Origin of the sequence: Pseudolysinimonas kribbensis, from assembly GCF_030161895.1 — a bacterium.
In the GTDB taxonomy this organism is placed as follows: domain Bacteria; phylum Actinomycetota; class Actinomycetes; order Actinomycetales; family Microbacteriaceae; genus Pseudolysinimonas; species Pseudolysinimonas kribbensis.
Genome location: NZ_BSVB01000001.1, coordinates 2008283 through 2029960, shown reverse-complemented (window position 1 = coordinate 2029960; position 21678 = coordinate 2008283). Strand labels below are relative to the sequence as shown.

Genomic DNA, 21678 nt, shown 5'->3' with positions numbered 1-21678 from the left:
CGGGCGCTCATCGGGCCGCCCCGCTCGCATCGTCGCGATCGGGGTCGCGATCGGGGTCGGCGAGCCGGTACCCGACGCCCGCGACGGTCTGCACGACGGCCGGATCGCCCAGTCGCTTGCGCAGCGACGAGATCGTGATGCGCACGGCGTTCGTGAACGGATCGGCGTTCTCGTCCCACGCGCGCTCGAGCAGGGTCTCGGCGCTGACGACCCCGCCCCGCGCCTGGATCAGCAGATGCAGCACCGAGAACTGCTTGCGCGTGAGTGCGACGTACCGGTCGTCGCGATAGACCTCGCGGCGGAACGGGTCGAGCCGCAGCCCCGCGAACTCGAGCACCGGCGGCGCGCCCTCCGCGGGCCGGCGCGCGAGCGCGCGCAGCCGCATCACGAGCTCCCGCATCTCGAACGGCTTCGTGACGTAGTCGTCGGCGCCGAGCTCGAACCCGGTCACCTTCGCGTTCAGGCTGTCCGCCGCGGTGAGCATCAGGATGCGCACCGGCAGCTGCTGCTCGACGATCCGGCGCGCGACCTCGTCGCCGTGCACGACCGGGATGTCGCGATCGAGCACGACGGCGTCGTACTCGTTGACCGCCAGCGACTCGAGCGCCGCGCCGCCGTCAGCCGCGAGGTCCGCGGCGATCGCCTCGAGGCGCAGGCCGTCGCGGATCGCCTCCGCCAGGTAGGGCTCGTCCTCGACGATCAACACGCGCATAGCGCGGATCTTAGGCAGCCGTCCTTATCGCGGGCGTATCCGCCGGGTCGCGGGGCTACGGTGACCGCATGACGATCGAGGACTTCGCCGCGCACACCCGTGTGCTGACGCTCCTCACCGCCGACTTCGCTCGCGCCGTCCCGGACGATCGCTGGGACTTCACCCCGTCGCCGGCGGGGTCATCGGGTCGCCCGCCCGCGCCGGGCCGCCTCGGCGACGGCTTCGCGCCGTTCTCGAAGCAGCTCCGGCACGTCGTCTGCGTGCGCGGGGTGTATGCCGACGCCCTTGCCAACGGCAAGGTCGACTGGTCGCGCAAGAACGAGCACTACGGCGGACCCCTCTCCCGTGCGGCGCTCCTGGAGGGCCTCGACGAGCAGCAGCAGAGGCTCGGTGCCCTGCTGGGCGATGTCGATCCCGCCATCTCGATCGATTGGGACGGCTTCCCGTACACGTTCGACCTGTTCGCCGGCGAGTTCGTCCAGCACGAGGCGATCCACCACGGGCAGTGGAGCGTCTACGCCGCACTCGGAGGCTTCGACACCCCGCCGAGCTGGCAGGATTCCTGGGGCCTCTGACCCGCGGCGCCGGGATGCGCGATCAGCGGCGCTGCAGGACGGTCCGTGCCATCTGCAGCGTGGGGTAGTCGCCGAGCCAGACGTCGGCGGCGTCGCGGGTGCGGAAGCGCCATCCGTACTCGGCGATGCTCCCGATGTGGTCCTCGCCGTACAGGCCCCACCAGACCCCGGGTCGAAGCTGCTCCCACCGGTATGCGGGAGCTGAAGAGATGGTCATGATGACCCGATTTCCGTCGGGGTCCGCTGGTCGACGCCCCGGCTGTTCTAACCCCGGAGAATGCGATGTCCGGTAGTCGAAGGCTATCCGCGGCGACGGTCGCCGCCCAGGGGTTGACTATCGCGCGGCGGTGGGGGTGGGTCCGGGTAGCGTGAGGAAGTGAGCACCGAGACCCCCGCCCCGCCCACGGGGATCTGGACCGGTTCCCTGCTCTGGATGACCCTCGGCGCCAACGCCATCATCTTCCTGGCGGCGTTCGACGCCCTCGCGGTCACGACGATCATGCCGACGGTCGCCCGCGACCTCGACGGGGCGACCCTGTACTCGGCCGCGTTCTCGTCGACCCTGGCCGCCGGCGTGATCGGCACGGTCGCATCCGGAGCCTGGGCCGACCGCCGCGGTCCGGTCGCGCCGCTCGTCGCCGCCGTCGCGGTGTTCGTCGGGGGCCTCGTCGTCGCGGCGACGGCCGGCACGATGCCGCTGTTCGTCGTCGGCCGCTTCCTGCAGGGCCTCGGCATGGGCGCCGCGATCGTCGCGATCTACGTGATCGTGGCCCGCGTCTACCCCGCACGAGTGCACACCCGGGTCTTCGCGACCTTCGCCGCGGCCTGGGTCGTGCCCGGCCTGGTCGGCCCGGTCGCCGCCGGGGCGGTGGCCGACGGTCCGGGATGGCGCTGGGTCTTCGTCGGCGTCAGCGTCTTCGTGATCGTGGCCCTCGTCGCGATCGGGCCGTCGCTTCGCCGGTTGCGCGGGGCGCCCATCCCGGCCACGGACGGGGAGGTCGCCCGCCCTCCGGCGAGCGCCGCCCGGATCGCGCGCGATCTCGTGCTCGCGACCCTGCTCGCGTTCGCGGTCGTGGGCATCAGCACCGCCGAGGAGCTGCCGACCTGGGTGGGCTGGATCGTGGCCGCCGGCTGCGTCGTCGCCGCGATCCTGCTCTTCCGGCCCGTGCTGCCGCGCGGCACGCTGACCGCCCGCCGCGGCCTCGGTTCCACGATCCTGCTGCGCGGTGCGATCGCCGCCTCGTTCTTCTCGACCGAGGTGCGCCTGCCGTACCTGCTCCAGGCGCACTACGGCATGAAGCCCTGGGAGGCCGGCCTCATCCTCACGGTCGGCGCGGTCTCGTGGGGGCCGCGTCGGTCCTCCAGCCGCGGCTGGCCGGGCGGGTCTCCGAGACGCGTGCGTTGATCGGGGGCGCGCTGCTGCTCGTGCTCGGGATCGGGCTGCAGCTCGCGACCGCCGCGCTCACGCTGCATCCGGCCGTCGTGGGCGTCGGCTGGCTGATCGCGGCCGGGGGCATGGGCACGATCTATCCGCGCCTCAGCACCATGATGCTCGGCTACTCGGCTCCCGCCGACCAGGGCTTCAACAGCTCGGCTCTCAGCAACATCGAGTCGGTCGGCGGCGCGACCGCCATCGCGCTCGGGGGTCTGCTGTTCGCCGCGGCCGGGGCACCGCCGGCGCCGGGTTCTCCACATCGATCCTGCTGTCGTTCGCGATCGCGGTGCTCGCCGTGCCGATCGCGTTCCGCGCCGAGCACCCGCGCGAGGCGGCCCGTGTCTCCGGATGAGCTGCGCGCCTGGTACGCCGACTACCTCGACGTGTGCAACCGCCACGATCTCGCCGAGCTGCGCACGCTGCTCGACCCGGCCGTGCGCCGCGCGCACCTCCCGGGCGGCGCCGACGCCTGGATCGACGACCTGCGCGATCTGTTCGACGCGTTCCCGGACTTCCGGTGGAAGCGGGTGAGCGTGCTCGTCGAGGACGACCGGCTCGCCGCCCACCTGCGCGCCGGGGGTACGCACCGCGGAACGTTCCGCGGCATCCCCGCGACGGGGCGACACGTCAACGTCGCGGAGTTCGCCATCTACCGGATCGCGGAGGGGCGCATCGTCGAGTACGCCGGAACCGCGGACGGAGCCGAGCTGCTCGCGCAGCTGGGCTGACGCCCGGTCAGGCCGCGCTCAGCTGCTCGACGATCGCGACCCCGCGCCGGCGCAGCCGGATGGTCGCGGCACGGCCGAGCAGTCCCGCGGCGAGCAGACCGCTCGCGACGCCCACCGGCACCGCCGCCCACTGGGTCGCCGTCGAGCCGGTGATCGCCCCGGCGATGAGCACCGCCGCGGTCGGCGCGGCGGTCAGCAGCGTGAGGACCATGGCCGCGTAGACCTTGACCGGCCAGGCGGGCGCCGGACCGCCGTTCGCATCGAGCGGCAGCACGGCGACGAGGGAGGCGATCGGCAGGAGGCCCGTGGCGCCCCCGACGATCGCCGGCAGCAGGGCGAGCACCCACGGCCACGCCCAGCCCTGTGCGCTGAGCGTCGTCAGCACGATCGTCGCGATGAGCGCATAGGGACCGACCAGGAGCAGGAACGCCCCCTGACGGCCGCGGATGTCGGCGCGCGCCGCGCCCGGCACCATGAGGGTCAGACGCAGGGCCAGACCGTCGGAGCCGTACAGGTTGCACCCTCCGGCCCCGGCGATGACGACCGACAGGATGCCGGCGAACGGGAGCAGGAACCCCGTGCCCTGACTCAGCTCCGGCACGATGCACACGCCGAGCCCGATGATCGCGGCGATGACGAGGAACGTGAGGCGCAGCGGATCGCGCGCCCACATCCGCAGCTCCTTGCTCACGACCCCGCCCACCGGCGTTCCCGGGAGCAGGCGCCGTCGGGTGGCGCGGCGGCGGCTCGTCGCGGCCAGGTCGCCGTCGAGCCGGCGCGACAGCACGGCCGGCCAGACGAGCGTCAGCGCGGCGAGCAGCAGCACCGATCCGGCGAGCGGCAGCACGGCGCCGAGCAGGTCTCCGGTCGTCGTCGCCCTGACCGCGTCGGCGGCCCACCCCGTCGGCAGGATGCCGAGGATCAGCCCGAGCGCCGGCACCGTGCCCGCGATCAGCGCGGCGGCGACCGACGGCAGGAGGGTGCCGACGACCGCGACGAGACTGATGACGACGGCCACCACGATGGTGCCCATCGCCCGTCGCTGCTGCGAGGCGGGTGGCATGAGCGCCTCGACGACCGACACGAGCACGCTGCTCAGCAGGACGGTCAGGATCGCGCCGAGCGCGCCGACCAGCGCCGGACCGACCCCGCCGTGCGCACCGAGGGCGACGAGCGCGCCGAACGCGATCGCCATGACCACGAGCGCCGGATCGAACAGCCCCGTCACCAGCAGGCCCCGCGCGAGGGTGCGGCGCGGGATCGGCAACGGCCGGAAGAGCTCGAGGCGCGGGGTCGACCCGCCGCTGAACGCGGCGTAGGCGACCCGCCCGACGACCCAGACCGTGACGACCGCGGACACGACGGCGGCCCCCGAGGCGGCGGTCGGATAGGCCGGGACGCCGACGAGCAGGCTGCTGAACGCGGAGAGCAGACCCGCGGCTACGAGGACGATGGCCGACGCCACGCCGAAGCGGGTCGACCGCCGGTGCGCCGCCATCGCGGCACGCATCCGGATCAGGAGGCGAACCACGACAGCTCCGCCCGGTCCACCGACGTGCCGACCAGGTCGGCGAACGCCTCGTCGAGCGTGTGCCCGCCACGGACCTCGTCGAGGCTTCCGGCGGACCGCACCCGCCCGTTCGCGAGCACGGCGACGTGATCGCACAACTGCTCGACGAGCGCCATGACGTGACTCGAGAACACGATCGTGCCGCCGGAGCGGATGAATCCGTGCAGGATCGAGCGGATCGTCGACGCCGAGACCGGATCGACCGCCTCGAACGGCTCGTCGAGCACCAGCACATCGGGTCCGTGCAGGAGCGCGACGGCGAGCGCGATCTTCTTGCGCATCCCCGTCGAGTAGTCGGCGACGAGCCGACCGGCGGCATCCTGCATGTCGAGCACCTGCAGCAGCTCGGCCGAGCGCGCCGTGACGACCGCCGGGTCGAGCCCGCGCAGCAGCCCCAGGTACCCGAGCAGCTCGGCACCGGTCAACCGCTGCGGCAGCGATTCGGCATCCGGCAGCACACCGAGCACGGTCTTGGCGGCGACCGGGTCGCGCCAGACGTCGTGCCCGAGCACCGTCGCCGTGCCCCGGTCCGGGCGCAGCAGACCGACCGCCATCGACAGGCTCGTGGTCTTGCCGGCGCCGTTCGGCCCGACCAGCCCGAAGAACGAGCCGCGCGGGATGGTCAGGTCGACATCGTCGACGGCGACCTTGTCGCCGAAGGTCTTGCGCAGTCCGTGCAGCTCGAGCGCGGCGGGTGCATCCGGGGCGTTCATCGCCCTCCTCATCTCCTGGTCAGCGCGTGACGACGCGCCCGTACAGCTGGGCCAGCTCGGCGCCGAAGGTCGCGAGCTCGAAGTCGGGGTCGGCGCGCATGGCCGTGGTGGCGGCATCGATCGCGGCGCGCAACGCGATCGCGGTCGTGCGGGTCGGCAGCTGCGCGAACTCGCCGGCCGCGACCCCGCCGTCGAGGATCGCCTGCAGGGCCGCGACCGCCTCCCGATGCGAGTCGCGGAAGATCTGCTCCACGCCCGGCGTCGCCCGGGCATTGGCCAGCACCTCGGTGAGCGCGATGATCTCCGCGCGGTGCTCATCGAGGTAGGCGAGGTTCGCGACGATGTACGAGCGCAGCGCCTCGGCGTAGGAGGACGCACCCTGGATCCGGGGGTCATCCACTCCGCCGCCTGCTGCAGCACGTGCCGGACGACCTCCTGCAGCAGCTCCGCCTTGCCGGCGAAGTGGTACGAGATGACGCCCTTGCTGATCCCGATCTCACCGGCGATCGCCGACAGCGCGGTGGCGGCGAACCCGCGGCCGGCGAGCACCGTGACGGCGGCCGACACGATCTGAGAGCGCCGGGCGGCCTCCGTGAGGGAGCCGGACGGCTGGCGGCCGGCGCTGTTTGACCGCATGGTCAGAAATTAGCACGCTCGGTCAGATCGCGCCGGCCGGCCCTCCGGCTTCGTCCGATGCCGGGGAGGGCGAGGCGGCGGCCGAGCGGCGGAACCGTCCGGGGACTGCCCGATCTCGCCGCGGAAGGCGCGCGAGAAGCTCGACTCGGAGCGATAGCCCACCATCGCGGCGACCTCGCTCACGCTGAGGTCGGCCGAGGTCAGGAGGTCGGCGCCCGCGATGATCCGCACCCGCGCCAGGAAGTGTCCCGGCGTGGTCCCCGCCTCGCGCCGGAAGCGACGCAGGAACGTCGCGCGCGACATCCGCCCCACCGCCGCGAGCCGCTGCATCGGCCACTCGTCGCCGGGGGCGTCGAGCACCGCGTCGATGACGCGCGCGATGTCGGGGTCGGCCGCACCGGTCCACACCGGAGCCTCCGCGGCGGCGCGCGCCGTCCGCAGCACGTAGGCGAGCAGCACCGTGCAGAGCGAGCTCATGACGGCCGCCGTGCCGCGCCCTCGTCGAGGGCCTCGGTGCGCAGCAGGGCGCTCAGCGCCGAGAGCAGCGGCTGCTGCTCGGGCGAGCCGAGCGAGACCCGCAACGGCGTCGGCAGGCTGTCGAACAGCACCGCGCCCGCCCCCGGCCCGTACGTGTAATGCCCGCAGTACAGATCGATGGCCGGATGGCCGCCGCCGACGCTGCGGGTCGTCACGAAGACCGGGCCGCGGGTCTCGATCGTGCCGGTGGGGCGCCCCTCCCCGGGCGTCGTCACCCGGTGCGACGATCCGCTCGGCACGATGACGACGTCGCCCGCGGTCAGCTCGAGCACGACGTCGCCCACCTCGAATCGGCACTCGCCCTCGAGCAGCACGTGGAAGGCCGCCTCCCGCTCGCCCTGCCGGTCGATGTCCATGACCGTCGCCGGCGCGAGCAGGCAGTGCTTGTCGAGGGCGGCATCGAGACGGGCCATCCGCAGCAGGCGGCTCAGGGCATCCACTCTTGACACTCTGGGACAGGAAGTCGAGATTGTCCAGCGGGTGCGGCTCACACGCGCGCGGCACCATGGGGACATGGATCACGACAACCAGCTCACCGCCGACGTCATCGTCATCGGTTTCGGCAAGGGCGGCAAGACCGCCGCGCGCGTGCTCGCGGATGCGGGCAGGAGCGTCGTGCTCGTCGAGCGCTCCGCGAACATGTACGGCGGCACCTGCCCCAACGTCGGCTGCGTGCCGAGCAAGATGCTCGTGCACTACTCCGGCGAGCGCCGCCTCGAAGACGACGCCCAGGAGTTCTTCGCGAAGTCGATCGCCGGCGTCCGCGAGCTCACCACCGCGTTCCGCGCCGGCAACTTCGCCGCCATCGACGGCCGGCCCACCGCGATGGTGCTCACCGGCACGGCCCGGTTCCTCGACGAGCACACCGTCTCCGTCGGAGAGGGCGACGATGCCGTCACCGTCACGGGCGCGACGATCCTCATCAACACGGGATCCGAGGCGATCGTGCCCGCCGTGCCCGGCCTCGCCGAGAGCACCCGGCTCGTCAGCAGCACGGAACTGATCCAGAACGACCACCTGCCGCGGCGTCTCGTCGTCATCGGCGGCGGGTACCTCGGCCTCGAGTTCGCGTCGATCTACCGGCACTTCGGGGCCGAGGTCACCGTGCTCGAGAGCGCCGAGCGGCTGCTGCCGCGGGAGGACGACGACGTCGCGGCAGCGGTGACCGGCATCCTCGCCGGCGACGGCATCCGGATCATCACGGGGGCGACCGTGCTCGACGTGCGCGACGAGGAGGCCGGATCGATCGTGCGCTACGAGGTGGACGGCGACTCGGGCGAGGTCGAGGCCGACGCTCTGCTGCCCGCGACGGGGCGCCGCCCCGTGATCGAGGGGCTCGGTCTCGAGGCCGCGGGGGTCGAGCTGACCGAGCGGGGCGGCATCCGGGTCGACGAGCACCTGCGCACGAGCCGGCCGCACATCTTCGCGCTCGGCGACGTCAACGGCGGCGAGCAGTTCACCTACATCTCGCTCGACGATGCGCGCATCGTGCTGGATCAGCTCCTCGGATCCGGCGAGCGCGCCACGACCGACCGGGTCGCCGTGCCGCACACGCTGTTCACCACCCCGCCGCTCGCGACGGTCGGGCTGACCGAACGGCGCGCCCGCACCGAGGGGCGGCGCGTCCGCGTCGCGCGCGAGAACGTGGCCGACATCGTCGCGATGCCGCGCGCGTACGCGATGGAGGAGACGCGCGGGCTCATGAAGTTCATCGTCGATTCCGACACCGACCTGATCCTCGGGGCCGCGCTGCTGAGCATCGACGCGCAGGAGCTCGTGAACACGGTCGCGCTCGCGATGCGCCACGGCATCACGGCCACCCAGCTGCGCGACTCGATCTACACGCACCCGAGCTCGACGGAGGCCTTCAACGAGGTCTTCGACAACATCGTCTCCGAGGCCTGACTAGCCTGGAGAGGTCATGACCCGGCTGCGACCCTCGATCACCGCGCTCGCGGCGGTGCTCGGGGGTCTGCTGCTGTTCGTCGCGCTGCTGGCCGGGCACTGCCCCCGGCCCATCCTGGCTCCGCATCCCGCGACCGCCGCGATCGCGGCCGGGACCGTCTCCCCGCGGATGCCCTGGCGGTTCCCGCGAACCCGTCCTGCATCATCCAGACCCCGGCGATGGTCGCCGCCTCGCCGACCACCCCGGCGCACCCCCGCAGCTGGTGTCGGTCGACGACGGCGCCGGCTCGACGACCGGCGCCGGCATCGCGCCGACCTCCGCGTCCTCCCGCGCGCCGCCGCCGCACGGCGTCCCCTCCACGATCGATCTCTGCGTCCTCCGGGTGTAGTCGGGCGCGGCCTGTGCCGTGCCCGACATACATCCGATCGACCGGAGATCACTCGAATGCCCGACCGTCCACCCGTTCCGTCCCCCGCCGCGTTCGCCACCCGCCGTCAGCGCATCGCGTACGAGCGCACCCACCGCGCGACGCGTCCGGCTCGTCCGGAGCGCCCCGTCCGTCCGGAGCGCTCGGCGCGCCCGCGCCACCGCCCCGCCCACGCCGTGCTGGCGGCCGCGAGCGCCCTCGGCCTCATCGCGGTCGCCGCTCTGCCGCTGGTCACCGACATGCAGGACCCGGCGCGGGCCGCCCCGCGCCTCGCCACGGGCACCGGCACCCCGCAGGCCGTCGTCCGCGGCGGCGACGTCGCCGTGCCCGGCGCCCGCGACGGCTACTCGGCCAGCCTGCCGGCGCCCGTGCTGCGATCGGCGACCATCGGCAGCGAGCTGCTGCTCGACACCGGGCAGCTCACCGACCAGCCGTGGGCGCTCCCGGTCGCCGGGCGCATCACCGACGGCTTCGGACCCCGCCCCGACCGCCCGGTCGCCGGGGTCAGCGCCTATCACGAGGGCACCGACCTCGCGACCGCGTGCGGCACGCCCATTCACGCGGCCACGGCCGGCACGGTCGTGCAGGCCGGCTGGAACGGCACCTACGGCAATTGGATCCTGCTCGAGCACGGCGACGGCATCCAGACCGGCTACGCGCACATCGAGAACGGCGGCATCGAGGTCGCGATCGGCGACACCGTGAGCGCCGGCCAGGAGATCGCGCGGGTCGGGTCGACCGGGGCGGCGACCGGATGCCACCTGCACTTCGAGACCCGGATCGACAGCAAGGCGGTCGATGCGGTGCCGTTCATGGCGCGCCGCGGCATCCGGCTCGGGTAGCGATCGCCGTCCCACGCGCGGGTGGGATCGTTACGCGCGCGGACCCCAGCGCTCGTCCGCGGGTTGCTCGCCCCGCTGCACGGCGGCGACGTACGCACGGTCGACCTCGATGGGGGGCGATCTCGCCTCCCGTCGCGACCGTCCCGTGCCCGGGGATCACGGCATCCATCCCCGTCGCCGCGTCGGCGAGCAGGTCGAGCGCGGCCGCGTACTCGCCGGCCCCGTCGGCGCCCGCCATCCCGAACATCGGCACCAGCACGTCGGAGAGCATGTCTCCCGCGAGCAGCACGCGACGGTCGGCGAGCAGCACGGCCGCGTGGCCCGGCGCGTGGGCGTCGTGCACGATGAGCTCACCGGGCAGCGGTCCGCCGTCCGCCGGGAGCGGGGTGATGATCCCGAGCAGGTCGAGCGGGATGCCCGGGGCGCTCTCCGCCGCCATCTGCCGCCCGCGGTCCCGGGCCGAGGCGGCGATCCCGGCGTTCACGGCCGTGCCGTAGCGCGGCACGTCGCCGAACCGGGGATGCCACAGCAGGTGGTCCCAGTGCGGATGCGTCGAGAAGCCGGCCACCACCGGGATCCCCAGCGCGTCGACGTCGTCGGCGAGGTCCTCCAGATCGGCGCCGGCGATGCCCGGATCGACGAGGATCAGCCCGTCGTCCGCGCGGACGACGGTGGTGTTGCTCGACACCCACTCGCTTCGGCGCACCCACACGCCGTCGGCCACCTCATGCAGCATCCGGTCCTCCCCGGCTCGTCCACGCTCCTTCAGAGACGACCTCCACCGTGTCGTCCGCCACGACGATCGCGGTCTCGTCATCCATGACGTACGCGGGCAGCCCGACCCGCTCCGCCCACCGCTCGGCGTGGGCGAGCGTGTTGGTCGGGAAGACGTCGAGGTGCGGGAAGATCGCGAAGTCCACGACGCCGAGGGTGCGATCGTCGGGCGCGAGCGGCCATTCGACGAAGTCCTCGCCGATCCGCGGCGTCATCACCATGCTGCCGGCGCTGATCCCGACCCACACCGTGTCGGTCAATTCGGGCAGCAGCTCGGCGAGCCCGGATTCCCGCATCCAGTGGCACAGGTAGGTCGCGTCGCCGCCGTCGACCAGCAGCACGTCGGCATCGCGAACCCAGTCCGTCCAGCGGTCCGTGCCCATGCTCGGCAGGGCGGTGAGCTCGAGCACGCCGACCGACGCCCAGCCCAGACCGGTGAGTCGCGGCGACGCGGAGTCGTCGGCGATGAAGCGGCGCACCGATGCGGGCCCGCACATCGGATGACCCCATTGCGCGGTCGGGATGCAGAGCGCATGGCACGCCGCGATCGGCTTGCCGAGGAGCCGGACGAGCGCCTCACGGATGCTCGGGTTGGTGACCCCTCCGGAGGTGAGCAGCAACTTCACGGCATCAGCATGTCACCCGAAGTGGACAGCGTCCACATGCGGGCGTGCGCCCGTGTCAGCCGGCGTCGAGCTCCTCGCGCCGCCGGCTGAGGAACGCGACCTCGGCCGTGTTGCCGGTCAGCTGCATCGCGGCGTCGTACGCCGACCGGGCCGCGGAGAGGCGACCCGACCGGCGCAGCAGGTCGGCGCGCGCCGCGTGGAACGAGTGATACCCGGACAGTGCCGGCTCCAGTGCATCCAGGATCGCGAGCCCCGCGCCCGGCCCGTCGCGTTCGGCCACGGCGACGGCGCGGTTGAGCTGCACGATGGGCGAGTCGTCGAGCCGCCGCAGCTGGTCGTAGAGGGCGACCACCTGCGCCCAGTCGGGGGCGTCGCCGTCGGTGTGCACGGCGTTGACGGCCGCGAGCAGCTGGTACCGGCCCGGCGCGACACCGGAGGCCAGCCGCTCGCGCACCAGGGCCTGCCCCTCGGCGATGAGGGCGGCATCCCACCGGCGCCGGTCCTGCTCGCCGAGCGGCACGAGCTCGCCGGATGACGACACCCGCGCCGGGCGACGCGCGTCGGTCAGCAGCATGAGACCGAGCAGACCCGTCGTCTCGCCGTCGTCGGGAAGCAGCCCGTGCAGCAGCCGCGTGAGCCGGATGGCCTCGCCCGTCAGCTCGGCGCGCACCGGCTCGGCGTCGGGCGAGGACGCGAGATAGCCCTCGTTGAAGATCAGGTAGAGCACCGCGAGCACCCCCGTGACCCGCCGTGGCAGATCGTCGGCGGTCGGCATCCGGTACGGGATGCCCGCTGCCGCGATCTTCGCCTTGGCCCGCGTGATGCGCGCCCCCATGGTGGTGTCCTGCACGAGGAACGCCCGCGCGATCTCGGGGACGTCGAGGCCGCCCACCATCCGGAGGGTGAGCGCGACGCGCGCCTCCATCGCGAGTGCCGGGTGGCAGCAGATGAACAGGAGCCGCAGGCGGTCGTCGTCGATCGCGCCGACGGGCTCGGGATCGCTGTCGTACACGAGCCTCGCCTCCCTGTGTCGCGCGTCGCGGTCGCTCTCGCGCCGGATCCGGTCGATCGCCTTGCGGGTCGCCGTCGTCGTGAGCCAGGCGCCGGGGTTCGGGGGATGCCGTCCCCCGGCCAGCGCTCGGCGGCGGTCGCGAAGGCCTCGGCGGCCGCGTCCTCCGCGATGTCGAGGCTCCCGAAGCGCTTGGCGAGGGTGGCCACCACCCGTGCCCACTCCTCGCGGTGGGCGCGGGTGAGGGCATCCCGCGGGTCGATCACTCCGCCGGCGGAGGAAGCAGCGGGCGCACCTCGAGCCGCCGGTTGCAAGCCCTCGAGCCCTCGGTCATGAGGGACAGCGCGACGTCCAGGTCGGGCGCCTCGATGATCCAGAAGCCGGCCGCCCATTCCTTGGCCTCGACGAACGGCCCGTCGGTGAGGATGGGCTCCTCGCCCCGGGCGTCGACGACGGTCGAGACGGTCGGGTCGGCCAGCCCGGCCGCGAACACCCAGTTGCCCCCGCGACCAGCCGCTGGTTGAAGGCGTCGATCGCGACCGCCTCCTCGGCGGTGCCGGATTCGCTGCGACTGTCGATGACGTTCACCAGGTACTGCATCCCGAAATCCTGCCCTGTGCCGGATGCCGGCGCTACTGCGCCGCCCGGGGGCGCGGCCCGGCGCCCTCCGGCACCTCCCCGTGCAGGTGCGGCTCGTACACGAGCTTCATCGTCCGGCCGTCGAGCACGGTGGACTCGACCAGGTCGAGGTCGAGCTCGGCCCCGCCCTGGAAGAGCGCCGCCTCGCCGGCACTGCCGGAGACGGCGGGGAACATCATGACCTCGATGCGGTCCACGAGGCCGGCGGCGAGCAGGGCGCGATTCAGCGAGATGCTGCCGTGCGAGCGCATCGGCACATCGGTCGTCCGCTTGAGCCGTTCGATCGCCGTCACGGCGTCCTCGTCGATGACCGTCGAGTTCCGCCAGCCGAGCGGCTCGTCGCCGAGCGTGCGGGAGAACACGATCTTCGGCAGCTCATTGAGGCTCGGGTAGTACGGCTCGTCGAACATCGTCACGAACTTCCGGAACTGGCGGAAGGTCGTCGCTCCGAAGACCAGCACCTGATCCTGCGCGAACGTGCGCACGCGATCCTCGACGACCTCCGGTCCCTCCTTGCCCCAGTAGCCCGGCCAGCCCCGGGCCATGCCGTAGCCGTCGAGGCTGCAGAAGAAGTCGACCGTCAACGTGGTGCTCATGATGCTGCTCCGTTCGCGCCGCCCCCGGTGGGCGGCTTCACTCCTGCTACGAACGGGATCGGCGGATTTCGACAGGTCTGCGAGGACTCACCCGAGAAAGATCCGCGCCTCCCACGCCTGTAATGCATCGAGACGCGCGTCCGCCGGGCGGCCGACGTTGCCGAACAGGAAAGGCGCCGCCGACACTGACATCTGCACGTCGGCGATTCCCGCGATCGCCACGACCTCGCCGGACAGGTTCGCGATGACGACAAGACGCCGGTCGTCGAGGTCGCGACGGTAGGCGAACACCTGCGGATGCCCAGGCGCGAGCAACTCGAATCGGCCCGCTGCGACCACGCGTTCCTCGTGTCGGAGCCGGATGAGCCGCCGGTAGAAGGCGAAGACGGACGAGGATCCTGGCGCTGCTGCCGCGCATTGACCTCGGCGAAGTCCGGATGGATATCGATCCACGGGTGATGGGATCCGAAGCCGCCGTTCTCCTCATCGCTCCACGGCATCGGCGTACGGGCGTTGTCGCGACCGATCCGTCGGATCGAATCCATCACACGCTCGGAGTCCTGACCGGACGCGACCGCGAGTTCGTAATGGCGCAGCGACTCAATATCGCGCAGGTCGTCACTCGTGCGCAGCCTCGCGTTGGTCATGCCGAGTTCTTCGCCTTGGTAGACGTACGGGGTGCCGCGCTGCAGGTGAAGCACTGCGGCGAGCGCGGTCGCGGATGCCACACGGAATGCGCCGTCGTCGCCGAACCGGCTGACGGCACGGGGCTGGTCGTGGTTGTTCCAGTAGAGGCTGTTCCAGCCCACGTCCGCGAGGCCGCGCTGCCAGCGGTCGAACGAGGCCTTGAGCTCGACGAGATCGAGCGGCTGCACGTCGAACTTGCCGCCAGGCCCGTGATCCAGGCCGACGTGATCGAACTGGAACACCATGTCGAGCTCGCGCCGCTCGGGATCGGTGAAGAGCCGCGCCTGCTCGACCGTGGCGCCGGGCATCTCCCCGACCGTGAGGAGGTCGGCGGCGTCCCGGCCGGCGAACACCTCGCGATGCATCTCCTGCAGGAACTCGTGGATGCGGGGACCGGCCGCATAGTGCGGGAACCCGTCACCGAGCGTCCCGTCGGGCGGTACGGCGCCGTCGGGAAGGGACGGGTCCTTGGAGATGAGATTGATCACGTCCATCCGGAATCCGTCGATGCCGCGATCCAGCCACCAGCGCATCATCCGGTAGACGGCCTGCCGCACGTCCGGGTTCTCCCAGTTCAGGTCCGGCTGCTTGGCCGAGAAGAGATGGAGGTAGTACTCGCCGCTCGCCGGGTCGAGCTGCCAGACCGGCCCCGAGAAGAACGACTCCCAGTTCGTCGGCTCGGCGCCCGAGGTTCCCGCCAACGTGCCCGGCCGCGCCGGGCGCCACCAGTACCAGTCCCGCTTCGGGCTGTCGGGTCCGGATGCCGACTCCACGAACCACGGGTGCTCGTCGCTCGTGTGGTTGACGACGAGGTCCATGACGAGGCGCATGCCGCGCGCGTGGAGCGCCGCGACCAGGTCGTCGAAGTCCTCGAGCGTGCCGAGGACCGGGTCGATGGCCTCGTAGTCGCTGATGTCGTAGCCGTTGTCGTCGCCCGGCGACGGGTAGATCGGCGACAGCCAGATGGCGTCGACGCCGAGGTCCTCGAGGTGGTCGAGATGCTGCAGGATGCCGCGCAGGTCGCCGATGCCGTCGCCGTTCGCGTCGGCGAAGCTGCGGGGATAGATCTGGTAGATCACGGCGGAGTGCCACCACGGATCGATCGGTGGCAGGCCCGCAGCCGGCTCGCGGCCGGCGAGGGTGTCGGTCATGGTGTCGGCGTCCGTTCGATCGTGACGAGCTGCCACACCGCCAGCGGCGGCAGTTCAGCCTCGGCCCATTCGCCCTCGAGCCGTACCGGCAGCTCGACCAGGCGCGGTGCGCCATCCGGGTCGGCGACGCGCACGCGCGGCGCGTGGGCTCCGACCCGGCGGAAGCGCAGAACCCCGGCCGCCGGATCGCCGACGGGCGCGCGGGGCGCGTCCCACTCGGTGTCGTCCTGGCCGACGAGGTTGATGAGGTGCAGCACGAGACGGTCGCCGGCTCTGGTGACCCGGCGCCAGACGGTGCCGGCGCGCGCACGGTGATCGAGCTCGGCGCCGGCGAAGGTGACGTCGAGCTCCGCGTTGTACTCGCCCGCGTACGAGCCGGTGACCTCGACGATGCTGGGATCGAGCAGCAGCTCGTCGTGCTCGACGAGGAAGTCGTACCAGCGGCGCAGGAGGTCAGCGGTCGAGAGCTCCACCACGTGGTTGCGCACGTAGTAGGGGTCGACCAGGACGCGGTCGCCCTCACCGGCCAGCAACTGCGTCACACCGTGCGAATACAGGGTCGCCATGGTGAATGCGGTGGCGAGGTCGGCGTTCGCCGCTGGAGCGTCGTCGTAGACGTGCTGGTAGGCGGCGAGCACGATCGGCTTCTCGCCACCCGCTGCCCGCGCGCGACGCGCGACGTCGGCCAGGTCGCCGAGCGTGGTGTGCGGGGCCCACGGCTCGATGTAGAGCGCGTCCTGCGGGTCGGCGCCTGTGCGCCAGGTCGGGAAGTCGTTCACGTTGTTGAACACGAGACGGCTCGCGGGCAGCGCCGCGCGGACCGCCTCGATGAGCGCGGAGAAGGAGCGCTCGACGTCGACGGCCCCGCCGTCGGGCGAGACCGCGGTCTTGGGGTAGCCGTACTGATCGAGGTGGTACCCCGCGAACCCGATCTCCCGCGCCGCCTCGGCCAGCTGCGCCGCGAAGGCTTCCCGCCAGTCGGGTGCCGCCGGGTCGACGAGGAACAGGAAGTCGCCGAGCGCGTAGCGCTCGCCGGTCGCTGTGAGCAGCGCGCGGTGCTCCCACCGCGGCCACTCCTGCGGCCCCACCGCGTAGACCGCCGCGTAACCGAGGGCGTCCGCGCCGGCATCGGTGACCGCAGCGACGAGCCGGCGCACGGTCGCGAGCGCTACCGGCTGGCCGAGGGCATCCAGGTACTCGTCACCACCGCCGAGCAGGTCGGCGTGCCGGTAGGCCCAGTCGTAGAACTGGATGCCGGTCAGGTGCAGCCGGCGCACGGTGTCGACGAGGGCCCCTGGGTCGCGGCCGGGCCGGAAGTCGACGGTGAAGCCGTAGCGCAGACGGGTGCGAGGATCGTCGCGCACATCGACCGCGGTCCTCACGACGTGCTCCCCGACCGTCAGTTCGACCCCGTACCCGCCCGCCGGCAGTGGCGGCAGCTCGATGGATCCGTCGCCGGACCACGACTGCTCGAGGACCGGATCGCCGAGCCGCCAGACGCTGACGATGCCCGGGCCCCGCATCCCGCGCACCTCGATGACGATGGGCTGACCCGGTGCGCCCGTCGCCGCGAACGGCAGGAGTTCGGCGCTCATCCCTTCACGGCCCCGGCCGTGAGCCCCTGCACGAACTGACGCTGGAAGACCAGGAAGATGACGATCACGGGCACCACCGCGATGAGCGAGGCCGCGAACACGAGCCCCCACTGGGTCGCGTTCTGGCCCTGGAACGTCGCGATGGCGAGCGGCAGGGTGCGCGAACCGGGGTCGCTGATGAGGGTCAGAGCGATCGGGTATTCGTCCCAGCCGTTCAGGAATGTGAAGATCGTCGCCGTCGCGAGCGCCGGCCGAGCCAGCGGCAGGGCGAGCCGCGCGTAGCGGGTCCACGCCGAGGCGCCGTCGACCTGCATGGCCTGGTCGAGCTCCCCGGCATCGAGGCGAGGAAGCCGCGCAGCAGGAACGTGTTGAACGACAGCGACCCGGCGACGTAGAAGACGATCAGGCCGCCGAGCGAATCCAGAATGCCCAGGTTCTTCGCGAGCACGAACTGCGGGATCAGCAGCATGATGGCCGGGATGGTCAACCCCGCAAGCAGCACGCGGAAGATCGTCTCTTTGAACCGGAACTGGAATCGGGCGAACGCGAACGCCATCATCGAGCTGATCAGCACCGAGAAGAAGGTGGAGATCGCGGTGACGATGATCGAGTTCACGAAGTAGAGGGCGAAGTCCTCCGTCGTGAGCGCCCGTGTGTAGTTGTCGATGGTCGCCGGATTCGGGATGAGCTGCGGCGGCAGGGAGAGCACGTACGCCTGTGGCTGGAAGCTCGTCGACAGCATGTAGACGAACGGCGTCACCATCACGAGCGCGCCCGCGATCAGGGCGACGTAGCGGAGGACCGAGGAGGCGCCGCGACGGGCGGGCGTCACGCCAGTGCCTCGTCGGCGCGGCCGCGGGCGATCCGCAGCTGGAGGACCGCCAGCACGAACACGAGCACGGCGAGCAGCATCGCGATCGCCGACCCGTAGCCGAAGTCGAGGTAGGTGAAGGCCTGCTTGTACATGTAGGTCAGCACCACGTCGGTCTGCCCGATCGGGCCGCCGTTCGTGACGAGGACGACCGATGCGAACACGTTCAGACCGCCGATCACGAGCATCACCGAGAGGAACACCGTGGCCGGATTCACAGCGGGCAGCGTCACCGCGCGGAAGCGCTGCCACCGGCCTGCGCCGTCCATGATCGCCGCCTCCTCGAGGGCCTGCGGCACGCCCTGCAGGGCGGCGAGGTAGATCATCATCGACCATCCGATGCCCTTCCAGATGCCCAGCAGGCAGATCACCACGAGAGCCGTGCCGCGCTGGGCGAGCCACGACACGTCGCTGTTCATCAGGTGGAGGAAGTCGTGGAGTGTGAAGTTGACGAGCCCGCTGTCGGCGAAGAGGTACTTGAACAGCAGCGAGACGACCACCCAGCTCGTGACGACCGGAAGGTAGAACAGCACGCGGAACAATGGCTGCACAGGGCTCTTGCGCTTGAGCAGCAGGGCGATGGCCAGCCCCAGCGCCATCTGCGGCGCGACCGTCGCCAGCATGTAGATGCCGCTGTTGGTCAGGCTCAGCCAGAAGTGCGGGTCCTGCACTGCTCGGACGTAGTTGTCGAGACCCACCCACCTGCTGATCGCGCCCGCGACGATCTTCCAGTCGTAGAAGCTCATGCGGAGCGCCTGCACCGCCGGCCACACGATGAACACGGCGAAGAGGATCACACCGGGGGCCAGGAACAGGTACGGCACCGCACCCACCCGCAAGCGCCCACGGCGGGGAGACCGCGCCGGCCGCGCGACGGATCCCGTCGCGCGGCCGGTCGTCGTCCCCCGGGTGGGGATGCTCGTCATCCGATCAGTCTCCCGACAGCAGAGCGTCGATCTGCGACGCGGCGCTGTTCAGCGCCGCCTTGACCGTGGTGCCGCCCGTGAAGGCCGGTGTCAGGGCCGCCGCGAGGACGGCATCGATCTTGCTCTGGTTCGGGCTCGCGATGCGCGACTTGGCCGTCTTCAACTGGTCGGAGTAGACGCTGTAGTCGGCCGCCATCTCGGCCTGCTGATCGGCCAGGCGCGGCTGCACCGTGAGTTGACCCGTCTTGGCCATCTCGATCTGGAACTGCTTGCTCTGCGTGAAGCGGATGAACTTCGCTGCAGCAGCCTTGTGCGCGGAGCTCGCGGTCATGACGATGTCCTCGCCGCCCACGACGCTGACGGAGCCGCCCTTGCCGGCCGGAATCGGCGCGTAGATGGGGTGGAAGTCCTTGTACGAGCCGGACCACACGCCCGCCATCCACGGACCGTCGAAGATCGTCGCGTAGTCGTTCTTGGGCAGGCCGTCCTGTGTGGCGACCGCCCCGCTGTTGCCGGTCAGGAGGTTGGGGATCAGCCCCTCCTTGTACCAGTCCACGAGCATCTGGATGGTCGCGGCGTTGGCCGCGCTGTTGAGGTAGCCGGTGGCCTTGGTCTCGGCCTTGTTGGTGAACTCGCCGCCGCCCGACCAGATCCAGGGCGCGATGTTCCAGGCCTCGAGTTTGCTGTCGGCCCAGAGCGAGACGCCGGTGCCCTTGAGCGCGGTGGCCATCGTCTTCAGGTCGGCGAAGGTCTTCGGCGGTTCGCTGACGCCCGCCTTGTCGAGCGCCTGCTGGCTGGTGATGAGCACGCGCGTGTTGGTGTCCAGCGGCAGACCGTAGTACTCGCCCTTGTATCGATTGGTTGCGACGCTGCCCGGATAGTCCTTGGCCGCGAGGGCCTTGTAGTCCGACATCGAGGTGGAGAGCGGCTCGAGCACCCCGAGGTCGGCGAACTGCGGCACCCAGCCGAGGTCCGCGCGGACGAGGTCCGGCAGTTTGCCGCCGGCGGCGCTCGTCGTGAGTTTCTGCAGCAGCGAGTCGTACGCCACGTCCACGTACTTGACCGTGATGCCCGGGTTCGCCTTCTCGAAGGCGGGGATGAGCGTCTTGTTCAGCGCATCCTGCTGGGTCGAGTTGCCGCCGTTGCCGTAGGCCCCCAGAAGGTGATGGTGACGTCCTTGTGCGAATCGGATCCGGTACCGGCCCCGGTGGAGCAACCGCTGGCGATCAGAGCGACGGAAGTCGCGATCACCACCGCCGATCCGATCTTGTACGAGCGCTTCATTGCGTGGGTTCTCCTGTCGTGGTTCGGGGGTCCGACCTCGTCCGCGAGAGTCGGGGGCCGTGCGAGGTAAGTTTTACAACAAAAATAAATACACTGTCAACTGCGAGATCCGCGGCCAATCGATGGCCTAGTTGTTTCCTTTGCAATAGATACCCCGCTATGTCACTCTGAGCACATCGAAGGAGGGACGGAATGCGGATCACCACGCCGGCGTGGACGCCCGACTCGGGGGCCACGCTCGCGGTCGCGCTCGAGGTGCTGCTGCACGGTCCGATCTCCCGGAGCGACATCGCGCGGAGACTAGATCTCTCGCCGGGATCCTTGACCCGACTGAGCACTCCGCTGATCGAGAGCGGTCTGCTCGTCGAGCTCGACGAGCGATCCGAGACACCGCGTGCCGGGCGGCCATCGCGGCCGCTGGATGTCGTGGCGGACTCGCGGCATTTCGTCGGGATGAAGTTGACGGGCGCCGACCTGCGCGCCGTCGTCACGGACCTGCGTGCCAACGTGGTCGCTGAGGAGTCGATGCAGCTCACATCGCAGGAACCGCGCGCCGTCGCACGCCAGGTCGGCGAGCTGGTGTCGAGCGTCTCGCGGGGTCTGCCGACCCCGACGGCCGTCGGGATCGGGATCGGCGGATTGGTTGCCGACCACGGCACCGTGCGCAGCGCCCCGTTCCTCGGATGGGAGGACGTGCCCCTCGGGAGCATGGTCGAGCACGAGACCGATCTTCCTGTCGTCATCGAGAACGACGTCGTCGCGTTCACCGAGGCGCAGCACTGGTTCGGGGTCGGGCGCGGCCTCGACCGCTTCGCCGTCATCACCCTGGGTGCCGGAGTCGGGTACGGCCTCGTCATCCACGGCGATGTCGTCGTCGACGGCGACTCGGGACTCGGGCTCGTCGGCCACTGGCCGCTGGATCCCTTCGGCCCGGTGTGCCCGGCAGGCCATCGCGGGTGCGCGCGCAGCGTGCTCACCTCGACCGCCATCAGCCAGGCGGTCTCCGCTGCAGTCGGTCGCGTCGTCGACTACCCGGAGGCGCTGCAACTCGCATCGTCGGGCGACTCCGCTGCATTGCGCGTCGTCGACGATGCCGGTCGCGCGCTCGGCCGCCTGATCGCGGCCGTGGCGAATCTCACCGCTGCCGAGCGCATCGTGCTGGGTGGTGAGGGCATCGGCCTGACCGACGTGGCTGCCGACGCGATTCGGGAGGGCATCGCGCTCGACCGCGACCCGAGAGCGCGTACGCCTGACCTCGTCAGCACCTCAGGCGACGACTCACAGTGGTGCCGCGGCGCCGCCGTGATCGCGATCCAGCGCTTCGTGCTGGGCAAGCGCTCTTGAGGTATCCCCCGGGGTACGGGCCGGCTCAGCCCGCGCTGTAGCGCGCGGCGACGGGGCACTCGAAGATCCGCGGAGGCTCCGCCGACCGTGTTGAG

23 protein-coding genes and 3 pseudogenes are annotated in these 21678 nt (G+C 71.4%); 6 read left to right on the top strand and 20 right to left on the bottom strand.

Features of this window, described 5'->3' with window-relative positions:
• Window positions 1-7: 7 nt before the first annotated feature.
• The gene (locus tag QQK35_RS11305; protein ID WP_284254260.1) at window positions 8-712 is read right to left on the bottom strand and encodes a response regulator transcription factor; all 705 of its coding nucleotides are present in this window, start codon (window positions 710-712) and stop codon (window positions 8-10) included.
• Window positions 713-780: 68 nt separating this feature from the next.
• On the opposite strand from QQK35_RS11305, the gene QQK35_RS11300 reads away from it, so the two are divergent.
• The gene (locus QQK35_RS11300) at window positions 781-1287 is read left to right on the top strand and encodes a DinB family protein (RefSeq protein ID WP_284254258.1); all 507 of its coding nucleotides are present in this window, start codon (window positions 781-783) and stop codon (window positions 1285-1287) included.
• A 22-nt stretch (window positions 1288-1309) separates the two neighbouring features.
• Here QQK35_RS11300 and QQK35_RS11295 read toward each other — a convergent pair whose 3' ends face one another.
• Window positions 1310-1504: a hypothetical protein gene (locus QQK35_RS11295; RefSeq protein WP_284254257.1), complete on the bottom strand. Its 195-nt coding sequence runs from the start codon at window positions 1502-1504 to the stop codon at window positions 1310-1312.
• A gap of 159 nt (window positions 1505-1663) precedes the next feature.
• On the opposite strand from QQK35_RS11295, the gene QQK35_RS11290 reads away from it, so the two are divergent.
• Entirely contained in the window at window positions 1664-2692 is a 1029-nt protein-coding gene (locus QQK35_RS11290; protein WP_284254256.1) for an MFS transporter, read from the top strand.
• A complete protein-coding gene (locus QQK35_RS11285; protein ID WP_284254255.1) occupies window positions 2689-3450 on the top strand; it encodes an ester cyclase in 762 nt (253 codons plus the stop codon). The genes QQK35_RS11290 and QQK35_RS11285 overlap by 4 nt, the downstream gene beginning before the upstream one ends.
• A 7-nt stretch (window positions 3451-3457) precedes the next feature.
• Here the strand turns inward: QQK35_RS11285 and QQK35_RS11280 are convergent, their stop codons facing one another.
• The 6 genes and pseudogenes from QQK35_RS11280 to QQK35_RS11260 form a co-directional block, all read right to left on the bottom strand.
• Complete coding sequence (locus QQK35_RS11280) at window positions 3458-4981, bottom strand: hypothetical protein (RefSeq protein ID WP_284254254.1); 1524 nt, start codon at window positions 4979-4981, stop codon at window positions 3458-3460.
• Window positions 4966-5733: an ABC transporter ATP-binding protein gene (locus QQK35_RS11275; protein ID WP_284254253.1), complete on the bottom strand. Its 768-nt coding sequence runs from the start codon at window positions 5731-5733 to the stop codon at window positions 4966-4968. The genes QQK35_RS11280 and QQK35_RS11275 overlap by 16 nt, the downstream gene beginning before the upstream one ends.
• 19 nt (window positions 5734-5752) lie before the next feature.
• Window positions 5753-6133, bottom strand: coding sequence for a TetR family transcriptional regulator C-terminal domain-containing protein (locus tag QQK35_RS11270; protein ID WP_284254252.1), 381 nt, complete (start codon window positions 6131-6133; stop codon window positions 5753-5755).
• An 89-nt stretch (window positions 6134-6222) separates the two neighbouring features.
• Window positions 6223-6369 (bottom strand): annotated as a pseudogene (locus QQK35_RS20480) (hypothetical protein); the annotation flags it as partial.
• 9 nt (window positions 6370-6378) lie between these two features.
• Entirely contained in the window at window positions 6379-6846 is a 468-nt protein-coding gene (locus tag QQK35_RS11265; RefSeq protein ID WP_284254251.1) for a helix-turn-helix domain-containing protein, read from the bottom strand.
• On the bottom strand, window positions 6843-7346 hold the full coding sequence (locus QQK35_RS11260) for a cupin domain-containing protein (RefSeq protein ID WP_284254250.1): 504 nt from the start codon (window positions 7344-7346) through the stop codon (window positions 6843-6845). Before QQK35_RS11260 ends, QQK35_RS11265 begins: the two co-directional genes overlap by 4 nt.
• Window positions 7347-7419: 73 nt before the next feature.
• Here QQK35_RS11260 and QQK35_RS11255 point away from each other — a divergent pair, with 73 nt between their 5' ends.
• Both QQK35_RS11255 and QQK35_RS11250 read left to right on the top strand, forming a co-directional pair.
• Window positions 7420-8811 carry a dihydrolipoyl dehydrogenase family protein gene (locus QQK35_RS11255; protein ID WP_284254248.1) on the top strand — a complete coding sequence of 464 codons (1392 nt, stop codon included), beginning with the start codon at window positions 7420-7422 and terminating at the stop codon, window positions 8809-8811.
• A 445-nt stretch (window positions 8812-9256) separates the two neighbouring features.
• Window positions 9257-10081 (top strand): M23 family metallopeptidase, encoded by an 825-nt coding sequence (locus QQK35_RS11250; protein ID WP_284254247.1) that lies wholly within the window; start codon window positions 9257-9259, stop codon window positions 10079-10081.
• Here the strand turns inward: QQK35_RS11250 and QQK35_RS11245 are convergent.
• From QQK35_RS11245 to QQK35_RS11195, 12 genes and pseudogenes are all read right to left on the bottom strand, one after another.
• Entirely contained in the window at window positions 10050-10817 is a 768-nt protein-coding gene (locus QQK35_RS11245; RefSeq protein ID WP_284254246.1) for an MBL fold metallo-hydrolase, read from the bottom strand. The genes QQK35_RS11250 and QQK35_RS11245 overlap by 32 nt on opposite strands.
• Window positions 10807-11481: a Type 1 glutamine amidotransferase-like domain-containing protein gene (locus QQK35_RS11240; protein ID WP_284254245.1), complete on the bottom strand. Its 675-nt coding sequence runs from the start codon at window positions 11479-11481 to the stop codon at window positions 10807-10809. The genes QQK35_RS11245 and QQK35_RS11240 overlap by 11 nt, the downstream gene beginning before the upstream one ends.
• Window positions 11482-11485: 4 nt before the next feature.
• Window positions 11486-11530 (bottom strand): annotated as a pseudogene (locus QQK35_RS20475) (hypothetical protein); the annotation flags it as partial.
• A gap of 6 nt (window positions 11531-11536) precedes the next feature.
• Window positions 11537-12493, bottom strand: coding sequence for an RNA polymerase sigma factor (locus tag QQK35_RS11235; protein ID WP_348534926.1), 957 nt, complete (start codon window positions 12491-12493; stop codon window positions 11537-11539).
• 259 nt (window positions 12494-12752) lie between these two features.
• A complete protein-coding gene (locus QQK35_RS11230) occupies window positions 12753-12983 on the bottom strand; it encodes a YciI family protein (protein WP_284254244.1) in 231 nt (76 codons plus the stop codon).
• 139 nt (window positions 12984-13122) lie between these two features.
• On the bottom strand, window positions 13123-13725 hold the full coding sequence (locus QQK35_RS11225; RefSeq protein WP_284254243.1) for a dihydrofolate reductase family protein: 603 nt from the start codon (window positions 13723-13725) through the stop codon (window positions 13123-13125).
• An 87-nt stretch (window positions 13726-13812) separates the two neighbouring features.
• Window positions 13813-15563, bottom strand: a pseudogene (locus QQK35_RS11220) (alpha-glucosidase).
• Window positions 15560-17158, bottom strand: coding sequence for a glycoside hydrolase family 66 protein (locus QQK35_RS11215; RefSeq protein ID WP_284254242.1), 1599 nt, complete (start codon window positions 17156-17158; stop codon window positions 15560-15562). Before QQK35_RS11215 ends, QQK35_RS11220 begins: the two are co-directional and overlap by 4 nt.
• On the bottom strand, window positions 17155-17472 hold the full coding sequence (locus tag QQK35_RS11210; protein ID WP_284254241.1) for a carbohydrate ABC transporter permease: 318 nt from the start codon (window positions 17470-17472) through the stop codon (window positions 17155-17157). The genes QQK35_RS11215 and QQK35_RS11210 overlap by 4 nt, the downstream gene beginning before the upstream one ends.
• The gene (locus QQK35_RS11205; RefSeq protein WP_284254240.1) at window positions 17373-17990 is read right to left on the bottom strand and encodes a carbohydrate ABC transporter permease; all 618 of its coding nucleotides are present in this window, start codon (window positions 17988-17990) and stop codon (window positions 17373-17375) included. The genes QQK35_RS11210 and QQK35_RS11205 overlap by 100 nt, the downstream gene beginning before the upstream one ends.
• Window positions 17987-18955 (bottom strand): carbohydrate ABC transporter permease, encoded by a 969-nt coding sequence (locus tag QQK35_RS11200; protein WP_284254239.1) that lies wholly within the window; start codon window positions 18953-18955, stop codon window positions 17987-17989. Before QQK35_RS11200 ends, QQK35_RS11205 begins: the two co-directional genes overlap by 4 nt.
• 4 nt (window positions 18956-18959) lie before the next feature.
• Window positions 18960-20171, bottom strand: coding sequence for an extracellular solute-binding protein (locus tag QQK35_RS11195; protein WP_284254238.1), 1212 nt, complete (start codon window positions 20169-20171; stop codon window positions 18960-18962).
• Between the two features lie 260 nt (window positions 20172-20431).
• Between QQK35_RS11195 and QQK35_RS11190 the strand changes: the two genes are divergently transcribed.
• On the top strand, window positions 20432-21583 hold the full coding sequence (locus tag QQK35_RS11190; RefSeq protein ID WP_284254237.1) for an ROK family transcriptional regulator: 1152 nt from the start codon (window positions 20432-20434) through the stop codon (window positions 21581-21583).
• Window positions 21584-21678 lie beyond the last annotated feature (95 nt).